The organism is Roseibium sp. JB4-4 (assembly GCF_055693425.1).
The window spans coordinates 3,356,164-3,369,868 of sequence record NZ_CM146333.1 but is presented as its reverse complement, the minus strand read 5'-3'; the positions used below and the strand labels follow the sequence as shown (position 1 = coordinate 3,369,868).

The 13,705-nt window shown below is 54.6% G+C and carries 11 protein-coding genes and 1 pseudogene; 7 read left to right on the top strand and 5 right to left on the bottom strand.

What is annotated here, in order from left to right; translation table 11 throughout:
* The first annotated feature begins 4 nt into the window (after positions 1-4).
* From hemW to ACZ1HV_RS15740, 7 genes and pseudogenes are all read left to right on the top strand, one after another.
* Positions 5-1,159, top strand: coding sequence for a radical SAM family heme chaperone HemW (gene hemW, locus ACZ1HV_RS15770; protein ID WP_472718459.1), 1,155 nt, complete (start codon positions 5-7; stop codon positions 1,157-1,159).
* A gap of 283 nt (positions 1,160-1,442) precedes the next feature.
* Positions 1,443-2,780 carry a polyhydroxyalkanoate depolymerase gene (locus ACZ1HV_RS15765; RefSeq protein WP_472715700.1) on the top strand — a complete coding sequence of 446 codons (1,338 nt, stop codon included), beginning with the start codon at positions 1,443-1,445 and terminating at the stop codon, positions 2,778-2,780.
* The gene (locus ACZ1HV_RS15760) at positions 2,777-3,001 is read left to right on the top strand and encodes a hypothetical protein (RefSeq protein ID WP_472715699.1); all 225 of its coding nucleotides are present in this window, start codon (positions 2,777-2,779) and stop codon (positions 2,999-3,001) included. Before ACZ1HV_RS15765 ends, ACZ1HV_RS15760 begins: the two co-directional genes overlap by 4 nt.
* A gap of 143 nt (positions 3,002-3,144) precedes the next feature.
* Entirely contained in the window at positions 3,145-3,840 is a 696-nt protein-coding gene (locus ACZ1HV_RS15755) for a glycosyltransferase (RefSeq protein ID WP_298816533.1), read from the top strand.
* Between the two features lie 178 nt (positions 3,841-4,018).
* Positions 4,019-4,429, top strand: a complete 411-nt coding sequence (locus ACZ1HV_RS15750) for a DUF2852 domain-containing protein (protein ID WP_472715698.1) — start codon at positions 4,019-4,021, stop codon at positions 4,427-4,429.
* Between the two features lie 209 nt (positions 4,430-4,638).
* Positions 4,639-5,375: pseudogene (locus ACZ1HV_RS15745) on the top strand (M48 family metallopeptidase).
* A gap of 63 nt (positions 5,376-5,438) precedes the next feature.
* Entirely contained in the window at positions 5,439-5,873 is a 435-nt protein-coding gene (locus tag ACZ1HV_RS15740) for a hypothetical protein (protein ID WP_472715697.1), read from the top strand.
* Positions 5,874-5,930: 57 nt separating this feature from the next.
* On the opposite strand, the gene ACZ1HV_RS15735 is transcribed toward ACZ1HV_RS15740, so the two are convergent.
* The 5 genes from ACZ1HV_RS15735 to trpS all read right to left on the bottom strand — a co-directional run bounded on the left by ACZ1HV_RS15735 (position 5,931) and on the right by trpS (position 13,697).
* Positions 5,931-7,847 (bottom strand): transglycosylase domain-containing protein, encoded by a 1,917-nt coding sequence (locus ACZ1HV_RS15735; RefSeq protein ID WP_472715696.1) that lies wholly within the window; start codon positions 7,845-7,847, stop codon positions 5,931-5,933.
* 513 nt (positions 7,848-8,360) lie between these two features.
* Positions 8,361-9,191, bottom strand: a complete 831-nt coding sequence (gene olsB / locus ACZ1HV_RS15730) for a l-ornithine N(alpha)-acyltransferase (protein ID WP_472718458.1) — start codon at positions 9,189-9,191, stop codon at positions 8,361-8,363.
* A gap of 401 nt (positions 9,192-9,592) precedes the next feature.
* Positions 9,593-12,007 carry an ATP-binding protein gene (locus tag ACZ1HV_RS15725; RefSeq protein WP_472715695.1) on the bottom strand — a complete coding sequence of 805 codons (2,415 nt, stop codon included), beginning with the start codon at positions 12,005-12,007 and terminating at the stop codon, positions 9,593-9,595.
* Between the two features lie 90 nt (positions 12,008-12,097).
* Positions 12,098-12,577 carry a hypothetical protein gene (locus tag ACZ1HV_RS15720; RefSeq protein ID WP_472715694.1) on the bottom strand — a complete coding sequence of 160 codons (480 nt, stop codon included), beginning with the start codon at positions 12,575-12,577 and terminating at the stop codon, positions 12,098-12,100.
* A gap of 40 nt (positions 12,578-12,617) precedes the next feature.
* Positions 12,618-13,697, bottom strand: a complete 1,080-nt coding sequence (trpS, locus tag ACZ1HV_RS15715; RefSeq protein WP_298984170.1) for a tryptophan--tRNA ligase — start codon at positions 13,695-13,697, stop codon at positions 12,618-12,620.
* Positions 13,698-13,705: the final 8 nt, after the last annotated feature.

The window sequence follows — 13,705 nt, the reverse complement described above, 5'->3', positions numbered from 1 at the left end:
GGGATTGGGGGAGACGGAAGGCGGCTTCGGCATTTATGTGCATTGGCCCTTCTGTGCAGCAAAGTGCCCGTATTGCGATTTCAACTCGCATGTGCGCCATCAAGGTGTCGATCAGGCGAGGTTTGCCTCGGCATTTGAGCGGGAACTCAGTCACTTTGCAGAATTGACAAAGGGTAAGACCGTTGAATCCATCTTCTTGGGTGGGGGAACACCGTCTTTGATGGAGCCCGAAACAGTCGGGCGTATTCTGAATAAGGTTTCAGAGCTCTGGTCCCTTGACGCTGATGCTGAGATCTCCCTGGAGGCCAATCCTTCTTCCGTTGAGGCAGACCGCTTCAAGGGCTATCGCGCTTCAGGTGTAAACAGGGTGTCGCTTGGGGTTCAATCGTTGATTGACGCGGACTTGAAACTTCTTGGCCGCCTGCACGATGCCGGAACTGCAAGAAATGCGATCGAAACCGCCCGAGCAACGTTCCCGCGGCTTTCATTTGATCTGATCTATGCCCGGCCGGGCCAAACACCTGATGGTTGGCGCCAAGAACTCGAAGAGGCGATCGGGCTGGCTGCCGATCATCTGTCGCTCTATCAACTGACGATTGAAGAAGGGACGCCGTTTTTCAATCTTTACCAGGCTGGCAAACTAAAGATGCCGGAACCTGACCTGGGCGCAGAATTCTATGAACTGACCCAAGACGTGACAACCGCAGCCGGTCTTCCGGCATATGAGGTGTCCAACCATGCCAGACCTGGCGCTGAATGCCGGCATAACCTGGTCTATTGGCGCTATGGAGATTATGTCGGTGTTGGTCCTGGAGCGCATGGCCGGTTGACTGTCGGGGTCAACAGGCTCGCAACGGCGACCGAGCGGCACCCGGAAACTTGGCTTGAAAATGTCGAGCAGGTCGGCCATGCACTGGTGGAGAATTCCGGCCTTTCGGAAGAGGAACAGGGCGACGAGTTTCTACTGATGGGCCTGAGACTTAAAGAAGGCATCGACCTTGGCCGGTATGAGCGATTTGCTCACAGATCCATCGATCCTAAACGCCTGAATGCGCTTCTTGAGCATAATATGGTGGAACGAGTAGGGGAAAACCGGGTACGTGCGACGCGGGAAGGTTTTTTTGTGCTCGATGCCGTTGTCGCCGACTTGGCTGCCTGAGCGTTGAATCCAAAAGCGACACCAAGTCCTACCGGTATGATATCACAGCCTAATCTGTGTTTTTGCGGTGCGAAAAAGCAGCCCGAGCGCGCAAGTTTGGCCGTTATTCTTTGGACTTAGCACCGCAACCGCCTAACAATTAGCAGTATTGCGGGTGGCAGCGCACCTAGCTATCCTGTTGCGATGCAATAGATGGTGCAACAACAGACGGGCCGTGGGCAAGATGTTTTTTGATTTCAACAAAGGGGCAGGCGGCGGCTTCGTAAACCAAGGAGATGCGCCTTTGCCATTTTATCACCTTTACGAGTTGAACCACGCGGCGATGGCACCGTGGCGTGCGGTCGCCGACATGACACGGCTCTATTTTCAGAACCCGCTCAATCCGTTGACGCACACCAGTTACGGGCGCCAGATTGCTGCTGGGTGTGAGGTTCTGGAACGCACAACTCGTCGATATGGAAAACCCGATTTCGGCCTGAAGGAAACCAGTGTTGGTGGCGTCAGGGTTCCGGTGCGCGAGAACATTGTCTGGAGCCGCCCGTTCTGCGATCTCATTCATTTTGAACGGGGCGTAACGTCCCATCGGAATGATCCGAAGGTGCTGATTGTTGCGCCAATGTCCGGGCACTATGCGACGCTTCTGCGTGGCACTGTCGAAGCAATGATGCCGAATGCAGATGTCTTCATCACCGACTGGATCGATGCCCGTATGGTGCCTGTGCAAGAGGGCAAGTTCGATCTGGACGATTATATCGACTACATAATTTCGATCCTGCATTTCCTTGGACCCGATGCACATGTTCTGGGCGTCTGTCAGCCATCTGTTCCGGTGCTGGCCGCGGTTGCGGTCATGGAAGATCGAGAGGATCCCTATATCCCATCAACCATGACACTGATGGGTGGCCCAATCGATACGCGGGTGGCACCGACGGCTGTGAACGATCTGGCGGTCGCCAAAGGTCTTGATTGGTTCAAGAAAAACGTCGTGATGAAGGTGCCCTTCCCGCATCCGGGATTCATGCGCGACGTCTATCCGGGATTTCTTCAGCTGTCAGGTTTCATGAGCATGAACCTCGATCGGCATCTCACAGCCCATCGAGAGTTTTTCCAGCATCTGGTCGAAGGTGATGGTGACAGCGCTGAAAAACACCGGGAGTTTTATGATGAATATCTTGCGGTCATGGATTTGACGGCAGAATTCTATCTTCAGACCGTCGAAACCGTTTTCATTGAGCACGCACTGCCGAACGGAACCATGACGCATAACGGCCGACTGGTTGATTGCAGCAAGATCACGCGGACAGCCCTTCTTACGGTAGAAGGCGAGAAAGACGATATCACCGGACGCGGTCAGACCCGTGCGGCTCATGACCTATGCGTAAGTTTGCCGGATTCCATGAAAGCGCATTACGAGCAACCCAATGTGGGCCACTATGGTGTCTTCAATGGTTCACGATGGCGTTCGGAGATCGCGCCGAGGGTTATGGATTTCATCCGCTCAAACAGGAACGGGCACCAGGCGCCGAAACAGAAGCCGATCAAGAAAGCGACTTCGCCTGCGCCGCCGAAACCCAAGAAGACCGCTGGCAAAAAGCTGGTCCGCTGGAAGAAATCCTGTTGACCAAGCCAGATGGAGTTGCGGACAACTTGAAAGAAATCACAGGGGTCGGCCCCAAACTGGAATCGGCACTAAACGAGGCAGGTATCTTTCATTTTTGGCAAATCGCCTCGTTGACCAAAGAGCAGATCCAAGCCTTGGATGGCAAACTCGACTTTCGAGGCCGGATTGCACGTGACAATTGGATCAAACAAGCCAAGCAGTTGTCTGAAGCTGTCGGCTGATTGAACTGTTTCAGGCGTCTTCAAGACGCCTGAAACTTGCCTCTAAAAGTCCAGTATTTTCTGACTTGCTGATGGCCGTGGTTGATTCCACCCATTTTGACCAATACAAGACCGGTCATGATGCAAGGTCGGAGGTTCCCCAAGTGCTGAATATTTTCATTGGTTTCGATCCGCGTGAGGCGGTCGCTTATCATGTTTGTGCCAACAGTCTCACACGGCAGTCCAGCGATGTTCTGGCAATCACGCCTCTGTCGCTGCACAACCTGAAAACCTACAACGAAACGCACACGGACGGTTCGAACCATTTCATCTACACCCGGTTTCTCATTCCAAACCTGATGAACTACAACGGCTGGGCGTTGTTCATGGATGGGGATATGATTGTCCGGGATGACATCGCCAAATTGTTCGCGCTACGCGACGAGAGCAAAGCGGTCATGTGTGTGCATCATGACTACAAGACCAAGCAAACAACAAAATACCTTGGATCGAAAAACGAGAATTACCCTCGCAAGAACTGGTCTTCTGTCGTTCTTTGGAATTGTGGGCACCCGGCTAACCGGGCCGTGACGCCGGACTTCGTCATGAGTGCAACCGGTGCACAGCTTCATCGCTTCACCTGGCTTGAAGATGACCTGATTGGCGAGTTGCCGATCGAATGGAACTGGCTGCCCGACGAGCTGGGTCCGAACCCGGATGCGAAACTGCTCCATTTCACTCTTGGAACACCGTGTTTTCATGAATATGCCAACGCGCCGATGGCGGGTGAATGGCATCGGGAAAAGCTGTTGGCAAACTATTCCGCCCAACATGTGATCGATGGTCCTTTTGAAGACTAGGTCAAATTAACCTCAATCATTTGAGTATCTTAAGCCCGGTCCTCTGCAAGGGTGACCGGGTTTTCTGTTGTCTTTTGACCTGTGTTGAACATCACAAATCCTTGAAGCGTGCGACGACAATCCCCACCTGTTGATCGTGGATGTCTTAAATGGATAGGATGATGACGACGACCAAAAGTTGCATGATCAAACCTGCCTGGACGCCTGCAACCATCGGCCTGATGGTTCTGGGGTTCGTGGTTTTCTGGCCACTTGGCCTGGCTATGCTCGCCTATATTCTCTGGGGCGATCGCTTCGAGGGAATGTTCCGCGATGCGAAAGATCAATGGCGGGGAGTCCGCTAAAGGGAGCATTTGATCAAATGTCAAACTCGACTGGCACCGCGCGCACCGGAAATGTTGCGTTCGATGACTACCGCGAAGCTGAGCTGAAACGGCTGGAAGAAGAACGCGCCAAACTCGATGAGATGCGTGCTGAATTCGACAATTTTCTTCGTGAGTTGCGTCGGGCACGTGATCAGGAAGAATTCGATCGCTTCATGGCCAACCGGGGACGGAACACCGGCGGCGCGGAACCCGCACCGTTGTAAGTCTTTCCTCCCAGACCCGCCTCCGGGCGGCCTGACCGAAAGCGGCGCTTTTTTGAAGCGCCGCTTTCGTCGTTTCTGTGCCTGGTTCGGTCAGTCCTGTTTATCAATCAGATACCATCGCCACGCTAAAACGGCTGCGTTTCTTGCGAGAATTGCATGCAAAAACGTCTTAAGATCGAAGCCTATGATTCGCCGGATACACGTACAGCATGTTTTCACGCCTCGGTAAAAAGCGCCTGCCGGAACACATCGATATTCAAACAGAAACGAGCGAAGTGCGCATTCGTTTGCGTGCCAATCCGAGGGCTCAACGATATCTGCTCCGGCTTCCGGCTGACAGTTCAGGACCTGTTCTCACGGTTCCGGGAGGCGGCAATCTCGCTCGTGCGGAGCATTTCGCAAGACAGCACATCGATTGGCTGGTCGCACGGCTTCAGGACCGGCCGGATCATGTTGCTTTTCAAACTGGCGATATTCTGCCATTGCGCGGAGAGGACCATGTCATTGTGTCGACTGGCAAATTGCGAGGTTTGGTGTCGGTCGGTGCAACGGAAGATGCGTTCCCTGCTCTCTTTGTGCCGGGCGCGGAGGACCACATTCCACGAAAGGTCACGACCTGGCTGAAGGCGCAGGCGCGTGCCGACTTGACAGATCGGGCAAGGATTCACGCGGCGGCAATTGATGAGAAGATCGCGGCAATCAGCATTCGCGATACAAAGAGCCGTTGGGGTTCTTGCGCGTCCAATGGGCGGCTTTCCTTTTCATGGCGTCTGATATTGGCACCCCCGACATCCTGGACTATGTCGCAGCGCACGAAGTGGCACACTTGCGCGAAATGAATCACTCGACCCGATTTTGGCGTTTGTGTGAGCGCTTGGCCCCTCAAACGCCGCGCGCCAGAGTATGGTTGAAAGAAAACGGGCTCCACCTTCACGGGTTCGGTTAATTTGCCAATTGCAAAATTCAGAGAATATGTTTCGCTTTCCCGGGCTTAATTGGGAGGCGATCCATGTTTTATCTGAAGTTTTTGTGGGCCAAAGTTTTGAGCCTGGCCGTGCTGGTTGGACTTGTCACAGCTATTTCAGGCGAAGCGTTTGCCGACAGCTGCTGGAATCACAATGGATCCCTCATGCGATTGCAAGCGCAGGGCAATCAACGATGGTTGTCTTATGAAGTTCCAAGAAATGTTCTGCGCAATGCAGGTGTCCAGCGTGGAACTCTGCTATTCAGCGGCGTGAAGAATGGCAATTGGTACTCTGGAACAGCGCGCGTATTCTCAAAGTTCTGCCCTGGTTCGCCTCTAGAGTATTCCGTCGAGGGTCCAGTCCGTGGGGACCAGTTGCAGGTGACAGTGACGGGAACACGCGAAGTCTTTAATCGGTGCCGTCCGACGGGACAGTACACCACTGACACGCTGGTCTTTACCTACAGCCACCAGTGCTGATGAAAGCGCATTGCCGTTTTAAACGAACCCAGCTGAACTGAGTTTTCAAAGACGCGGTTAGCCGCCGCCAAAAAGGTTGCGCAAAAGGTTCAAAGGCCCGCGGCGTTCACCTGGCTCTGGGTCACCGCCTATCGGTGCTGGCGGTATGGGTTCGCTGCCTGATCCAACGGTCGCATCAGATACAGGCTTTCGAGGTGCCGACACGCTTGCCGGCAGGTTTGGAACACCTGGCAGGTCTGCAACAGGCAGGCCATCATGCGACTTGTCCATGACCTCTTTCCAGACAATTGCAGGCAAACTGCCGCCGGTCGCTTTCTTGGTTGGTGAATTGTTGTCGTTTCCGAACCAAACGGCTGTGGTGAGATTGCCGGTGTAACCGATGAACCAGGCGTCGCGGAAATCCTGGCTGGTGCCGGTTTTCCCTCCTGCCGGCCGCCCGCTGTCCAGTCTGGCCTTACGGCCGGTTCCCGTCATCAGAGTTTCCGCCATCATGAGGTTCATGTTGCCAACGGCACCGCGCGCCACGACGCGCCCGCGGCCATCACCGGAACGCGAATAAAGGGTTTTGCCGTCCACCGTCCGGATGCGGCGAATTATATGCGGCAGGACGCCATATCCGCCGTTGGAAAACGGCACGTAGGCAGATGCAATTTCCAGCGGGGTCACTTCAGAAGTTCCAAGGGACAGGGACAGGTTTTTCTTCATGTCTGAAGTGATACCGAGCCGTTGCGCAGTGCTTGCGACAGTTCCGACGCCGACTTCATATGCCAATTGTGCGGCAACGGTGTTGAGCGAGAGGCTGAGCGAACGTGTCAGTGTTACTGCGCCATAGTGTTGTTTGGTGTAGTTTTTCGGGGACCAGCCACCAATTGTGATCGGCTTGTCCTGGCGCACAGATTGTGGAGTCAACCCGTTTTCGAGCGCGGCCAGATAGACAAACGGCTTGAAGGCCGAACCCGGTTGGCGCTTGGCATAAACGGCACGGTTGAACTGGCTCTTTGAATAGTCTGCACCCCCTACCATGGCCTTCACCGCACCTGCCGTATCAAGGGTGACTATAGCGCCCTGACTGACGCCGAGTGTCTGCCGGTTTTCTTCAAGTGCTGAGCGAAGCGCTGTTTCGGCAGCACTCTGCATGGCCGGGTCAATGGTCGTGTCAACGATGATGTCTTTCTCAATGGAGCCGACGAAATGCGGTAGAACGTCCATCACCCAATCGGCTGCGTAGTTCTCGCTGGCGGTGGTATAGCGCCTGACGACCTGTGCAGGCGCCGCAAGAGCATTCTTTGCCTCACCTGCGGTAATGTATCCTTCTTCATGCATGGCGGCGAGAACAAGCTGGGCACGGTCTTCGGCAAGATCTGGATTTCGTGCAGGCGAATAGCGGGATGGCGCTTTGAGAAGGCCGGCAATGGTGGCCGCCTCGGGAATGGTGAGCAACCGAGCGGACTTGCCGAAGTAGCGTCGTGCAGCGGCATCCACGCCATAGGCTCCCGAGCCGAGATAAACCCGGTTGAGATACATCTCCAGGATCTCATCCTTGGAGTATTCAGCCTCCAGCCAGAAGGCCAGCACCAATTCCTGGATTTTTCGTTTGATGGTTCGATCGGGTTCCAGAAAAAGGTTTTTGGCGAGCTGCTGGGTGAGTGTTGACCCGCCCTGTGTCAATCTACCTGCAGTGACGTTGGTATAAAGCGCGCGCGCAAGTCCGATGGGGTCGACGCCAATGTGAGATCGGTAGCGCCGATCTTCGATGGCTATGACGGCATTTGGAAGGTAAGGCGGCAACTGTTCGAGGCGCACGGCTTCGCCGCCTGTGTCGCCACGATTGGCGATCAGGCCGCCGTTTGACGCAACGATCTTGACATTGGGAGGGCGAGCCGGAACCTGCCACTCGGAGGTTGGCGGCAGAAAGGCCGCATAGTAACCGATAATGCAAACAACGGCGATTGAGCCCCAGATCCCTAGAACCATACTCCAATAAAGGCCGCGTTTGAGCAGGCGTCCAAACGCAGTGCGTGCCTGAAAACGATTTTTGCGTTTTTGGCTTCGCCTCTTGGAACCTGACCGTCCGCTTCGCCGAGATGTTGTGCTTTTTTTGGCTGTCCGCGCCGTGAAGGGGAGGATTTCTTTGCGGCGGGCTTTTTGTTGCTGTTGGTCTTTGAGGACTTTCGGCCTTTGGTTTTGCTTGTTTTCTTTCCTGAAGGCGCAGAAGGACGGTCCTGCGGCCCAAGACGCAGGTCGAGCAGACTGCTGCCCGTTTCTCCAAATGTCGGTTCAATCCGCGGCTGGCGTTTCGCCCGTGTCGCCATAGATCATCCGTCCCGTACTTACCGGTCCAGACGGGTCTCAACCCGTCAGACGCGCCGGCTCCCGGAGATGATCCTAGAATGGGCAATTTAAGGGGGCGTTAAGACTTGCTTGGCGGTTCCAAAAAACCGGCTGAGCATTTCAGCCGGTCACGCGCGGTCACAAGGTTTGTCAAATTCAGCTGGAGTACCGGCTGGCATCTGCACCGTAGTAGTTCACGTAGCGTGTGTTCAATTCGGAAACGGGCATGATGATCAAAACGTCGGTGGTGCCGAACTGGGGGTCGATGACGGCGCCATCGCCTATGAAAGCTCCAAGACGCAGGTAGCCTTTGACCAGTGGTGGCAGCGTGCGAAGAGCCTGTTTGGAATTGACCTGGTCCGACGGCAGCCTGTTCATTTCAATGTAACGGTGCTCAACGGCCCGAACGCGCCATTTCTCAGGCGCACGTGCGTTGTGGTGCAAGAAGGACAATTGGCCGGCAAGCGCGTCCGGATCTGTACCTTCGATCGACGCACAACCAAGCATGACGTCAATCTTGTAACGAAGGACATAGGCCCAGATGCCGTGCCAAAGCAGCTCGACGGTTTTTTTGTTTCTATAAGGCTGCAAGACGCAAGACCGCCCAAGTTCCATGAACCTTTTGCCCGAGTTGGCATCAATCAAGGCCTGGATGTCATACTCGGCAGCCGTGTAAAACCCGGCATGCTGATCAGCAATTTCCTGCCGGAGGATCCTGTATGTTCCGACGATTTCCGGTTTCAGGCGTCCAAGTTTGTTTCGCTTCATCGAGGCGTGGTCGACCACCAGCAAATGATCGCAATAGGCATCAAACGGATCAGCATCGCGCCGTGTGGCCAAGGTGTTCGCATCGGCAATCGCCGACATTTCCTCGTAAAACACCTGATAGCGCAAGTGTTGGGCCTTTTTGACTTCCTTGAAATTGCGCGCCATACGCACTTCCAAAGAACCGATTCTACCCAGCGTTTCTCCGGTTTTTGCTGGCATACGCTGAGAGGTTGCGCGCGCTGGAACCACGCTGATTGGTGCGCCCGGGCGCATGCCTGGAGTGAACTTCCTCACCAGTTTTCTGGGAGAAAAAAGCCCTTGCCGCATTATGGACATTCCACCCTCGCGAATTCCTCTCAAGCGCACTACGTCCGGTTTTACAGTTTGGCGGCTGTTTCACCAATCGTATTGCCTTTGCCGGAATGCCAATTCCGGTGTCAGGTTATGTGCTTCGAAGCTGCCGTAGACCATAGTTTTCCGACAGCTGGATGACACGTGTGTATTTACTTTGTTTTGATCAAGGGCAAGCTTAGCCGAATAGGGTGAAATTGTGAAATTTGGCAAGTCGTGGTTCATGTTCTCTTGATGAGGCGGCCGGCGGGTATTTCCTCGCTCTGCTGTCAATTGCGGGTGATCTCAGAAAGAGCATCAAAAATCGCATCCACCGACAGTGGTTTGGTAAGGTATCCGGCAGCGCCGACGTCCTTTGCTTTGTCTCTGGCGTCTTTCATCACGTCGGCCGTAACGATCAATACAGGGACTGGTGTTCTGCCTGCTGCCTTCTCGTCCTCGCGAATTTTGGCGATTGCCTGAAACCCATCAAGGCCTGGCATATGCAGATCCATCAAGATGGCGTCAAAGGAGCCATGTGCCGCTGCTTCCACGGCTTCTTCGCCGTCGTTGACCATTATGGGGACATGGCCGAGCTTGCGAAGCAGCGCTTCGCTTAAAAGTCGATTGATATCGTTGTCTTCAGCCACCAGAAGACGCAATGGTCTTGCCGGTATAGCAGCGCGATTTGCCAGTAGTCCGTTACTGGCCGGTTCTGCACTGACATCCCAGGCGCTCTCAATACCGGTGCCTTCCAGAAGACCAGAAAAAATCTGGGCGACTGTCTCAATACGGGCAGGCCGGATCAGATAAGCGGCATATCCTGCTGCGCGCAGGTGCTCGAGGCGATCCCGTTCGGGTGGAGCGATCATCACTATGGCAGGCGCCTCGCATCCCGCCAGCCGCGCCGTAGCAAGCCAGCCGCCGCTGTCTGAAAGGGCTGCATTGTCGACTACCAGCAGATCTGCAGATGCGAGCCTGTCTTCAAGCGCATAGTCGCCGGGTGCGAGAACTGCAACATCAGCGCCGTGCTGATCAAGGCGTTTGGCGAGCAACGGGCCTTCGACAACACTGTTGCTGACGAACACGATATTGTGCCGGTCCAAGGCGGTAAACCGGGGATCGGACCCGCACTCCAAACTTTCGGGAATTGGCAATTTGACGCAAAAGGCAGCGCCGCCGTCGGCATTTGGTCCGGCAGAAATGGATCCACCCATCAGACCCGCCAGTTTTTGCGCAATGGCAAGACCGAGACCTGTGCCACCGAATTTTCGGGCGGGGCCGTGATCAACCTGTTCGAATTCGCGAAAGAGGCGTTCAGCCTCTGCTTCGTCAAAACCGATACCCGTATCGCGAACTTCGATATTTAAGAAACTGCCGCCAGCCGGATTCGGTTGCCCAGAAATGTCCACGGCGACGCCGCCTTGATCCGTGAATTTGACGCCATTGCCGATCAGATTGAACAGGATTTGCCGGACACGGGTGGCATCGATTGTTACTTCGGCTGGTAGATCTGCTGCCAAAATTGCCCCGATTTCGAGGTTTTTGGCATGTGCCTTGGGCGCCAGAAGTTCAACAACGCTTTCAGCCAGAGTGCCAAGTGGTGTTGGGGCCGCATGAATGTCCAGTTTGCCGGCTTCAACCTTGGAGAAGTCAAGCACTTCATCAATCAGCAGGAGCAGGGTTTCACCGGACGTTTCGAGCGCTTCGATATAGGCATGCTGCTCTTTTGTAAGACGCGTGTCGCGCAATAGGGCTGCCATGCCCAAAACGCCGTTCAAAGGCGTTCGGATCTCATGACTCACCGTTGCCAGAAACCTGGATTTGGCCTCGTTGGAGTTTTCAGCTGAGTGCCGGGCTGCCAACAAGTCCTCTTCGATCAAGCGGCGTTCCGTTACGTCTCGTAAAACGGTCTGAACAAGCTGACGATCTGTCGACGAATCGCGCACCGGGATGTCTATTCGCGAAAACCAGCGCTTGCCTTGCAACGTTTCAATGTGAAGATCCTCAAAGCCCATACCGCCCATTCTTGCGGCATTCTCGTGGGGGTGTTTCTCATCGGTCACCGTGGCTTCAACAAGCGGAAATTGCAACGCGTTGCCAGTTTGCAAACTATGGTTTGAGCCGAAGACATCGTCGGCTGCTGAATTCACATATGTTACCAAACCGGCCTGATCGCGCCGGATCACTACATCGCCGAGTGTCGCCAATATACTGGCATGCCGCTCGTCGGATTCTCCTAACTCCCATGCCCGGTCTTCAAGTTCCTCGCAGCGAGCCATGAGCCTGCGGATCTTGTCGTCCTTGACCTGAATTGCCGCAACCGACCGGTGCATGTCGTCAGCCAGCAGGCGCCACACAGCCAGACCTCCAGCGAAAAATGCCAGTCCAACGCCTAAAAAGCGGTTCATTCCATCAGCTGAAACCAGAAGGAAACCTGCGGTGAGCCCCACCACCAAAGCGACCACGGCCAGGCGTTGCAATGATTTGGCCGGCGGCGACACAGGCCGGTCAGTGGCACGGCGGCCAGGGCCAACATCGGGCCCGAGCTCGTTTGCATCGGTTGCCCGAGAACGTCTTTCTGTCGAAGAAGCGGTTGCGGAACCCTGCGAAGGCTGCGCGGTTTCGCCGCGACCTCTTTCGTTCTGAGTGTTTTTACCGCCGACCTCGGTATCTGCGGCGCGGTCACTGTTACGGTTGGCCAAGTTCAAACTCTCATCAAGACCCCAAGTGATGAGAGAGTGCCGCTTAATCTTTGAGAAACCGTTTCACTGATCGTTCAAACATATGCGAAATCAGGCATCAGCCGGCTTGAACCAGGCTTTCAGATAGTCTTTTGCGTTTGGTTGTGGCTGCATCATCGACTGTTGCCAGGCGTTCCGTTCGAAATGAATCAAATCGAGTTCCCAAACGCATCCGAGCACATGAGCACGGATGCCCGAAATTGGGTCGACGCCGTTAAAAGGAATTCGCACGTGATCATGACACAATACGCATCCCTGAACCCACCAGAAGGATGATACTGTCAGCCCTTCAGTTCCTTTGTGTATCAGGGCAAAACCGAGATAATTTCCACCTTCGGTAGTGGAAATATCGGCCAGACGTGAAGCAAAAACGCCGCGTGCGCGGTCAAGTTCCTCATCGCTTAAAGAGTTGTCGTCAACACAAAGCACGTATGTTTTCAGGCTAAAGGCGGCAAAGGGCATCGTACCCAGAACAGACACAGTCCGTTCCGGGTAACGCTGAAGATCGATTGTTTGAATAGATTTCTGCATGAATTCAGCCTGCTTGGTGTGTGCTGAACCCTAACAGGATCTAGCGCACTTCGAGAAAACCTATGATTTTTCTCACGTCCTTCAGGACCGGCTCAGCAATGGCAGATGCCTTTTCCGCACCGTCTTTCAAAACGGCATCGATCTGGGTCTTGTCTTCCATCAACCGGCGCATTTCGTCTGTCATGGGCGACAGTTTCGCGACGGCAAGATCGGACAGAGCCGGTTTGAAGGCCGAAAATTGCTGACCGCCAAATTCCCGCAACACGTCTTCCTTGCTGGTCCCGCCGAGTGCCGCATAGATACCCACAAGATTGTCTGCTTCGGGCCGGCCATCGAGACCGTCTGTCTCGCTGGGAAGTGCATCAGGGTCGGTCTTGGCTTTCTTGACCTTCTTGGCGATCAGATCCGCATCGTCGGTCAGGTTGATCCGTGACAGATCCGAAGGGTCGGATTTGGACATCTTCTTGGTGCCATCACGCAAAGACATGATCCGGGTCGCCGGACCGGCGATCATTGGCTCTGTCAGAGGAAAATAAAGCTGTTCCGGCAATTCAGGGGAAGGCGTCGGGTTCGGTACACCGACGCCCAGTTCCTTGATCCTGTCGCCAAAGTCATTGTTGAATTTGGCAGCAATGTCGCGGGTCAATTCAAGGTGCTGTTTCTGGTCATCGCCAACCGGTACGTGGGTTGCCCGGTAGGCCAGAATGTCGGCAGCCATCAAATTTGGATAGGCGAACAGGCCAACGGAAGCGTTTTCCTTGTTTTTGCCGGCCTTTTCCTTGAACTGGGTCATGCGGTTGAGCCAGCCCATCCGCGCCACGCAATTGAAGATCCACGCGAGCTCCATATGTTCGCGGACCTGGGATTGATTGAAGATGATCGACTTTTTCGGATCAATACCAGCCGCCATATAGGCTGCGGTCACTTCCCGAGTCGCATCGGTCATTTCCTGGGGGTTTGGAAAACCGGCAGTGATCGCATGAGCGTCGACAACACAGAAGATCGTCGGCATTTGGTCCTGTAGCGGGACCCAACGCGAAACCGCGCCAAGATAATTTCCTAGATGGAGGTTGCCGGTTGGCTGAACGCCTGAAAATACACGGGGCTGGAACTCCGCCATGATCAATC

Bases quoted from the DNA above. Each gene is read 5' to 3' on its own strand.
- ACZ1HV_RS15735 (WP_472715696.1), bottom strand. From the start codon at position 7,847: ATGGTTCTAGGGATCTGGGGCTCAATCGCCGTTGTTTGCATTATCGGT.
- olsB (WP_472718458.1), bottom strand. From the start codon at position 9,191: ATGCCAGCAAAAACCGGAGAAACGCTGGGTAGAATCGGTTCTTTGGAA.
- ACZ1HV_RS15740 (WP_472715697.1), top strand. From the start codon at position 5,439: ATGTTTTATCTGAAGTTTTTGTGGGCCAAAGTTTTGAGCCTGGCCGTG.
- trpS (WP_298984170.1), bottom strand. From the start codon at position 13,697: ATGGCGGAGTTCCAGCCCCGTGTATTTTCAGGCGTTCAGCCAACCGGC.
- ACZ1HV_RS15720 (WP_472715694.1), bottom strand. From the start codon at position 12,577: ATGCAGAAATCTATTCAAACAATCGATCTTCAGCGTTACCCGGAACGG.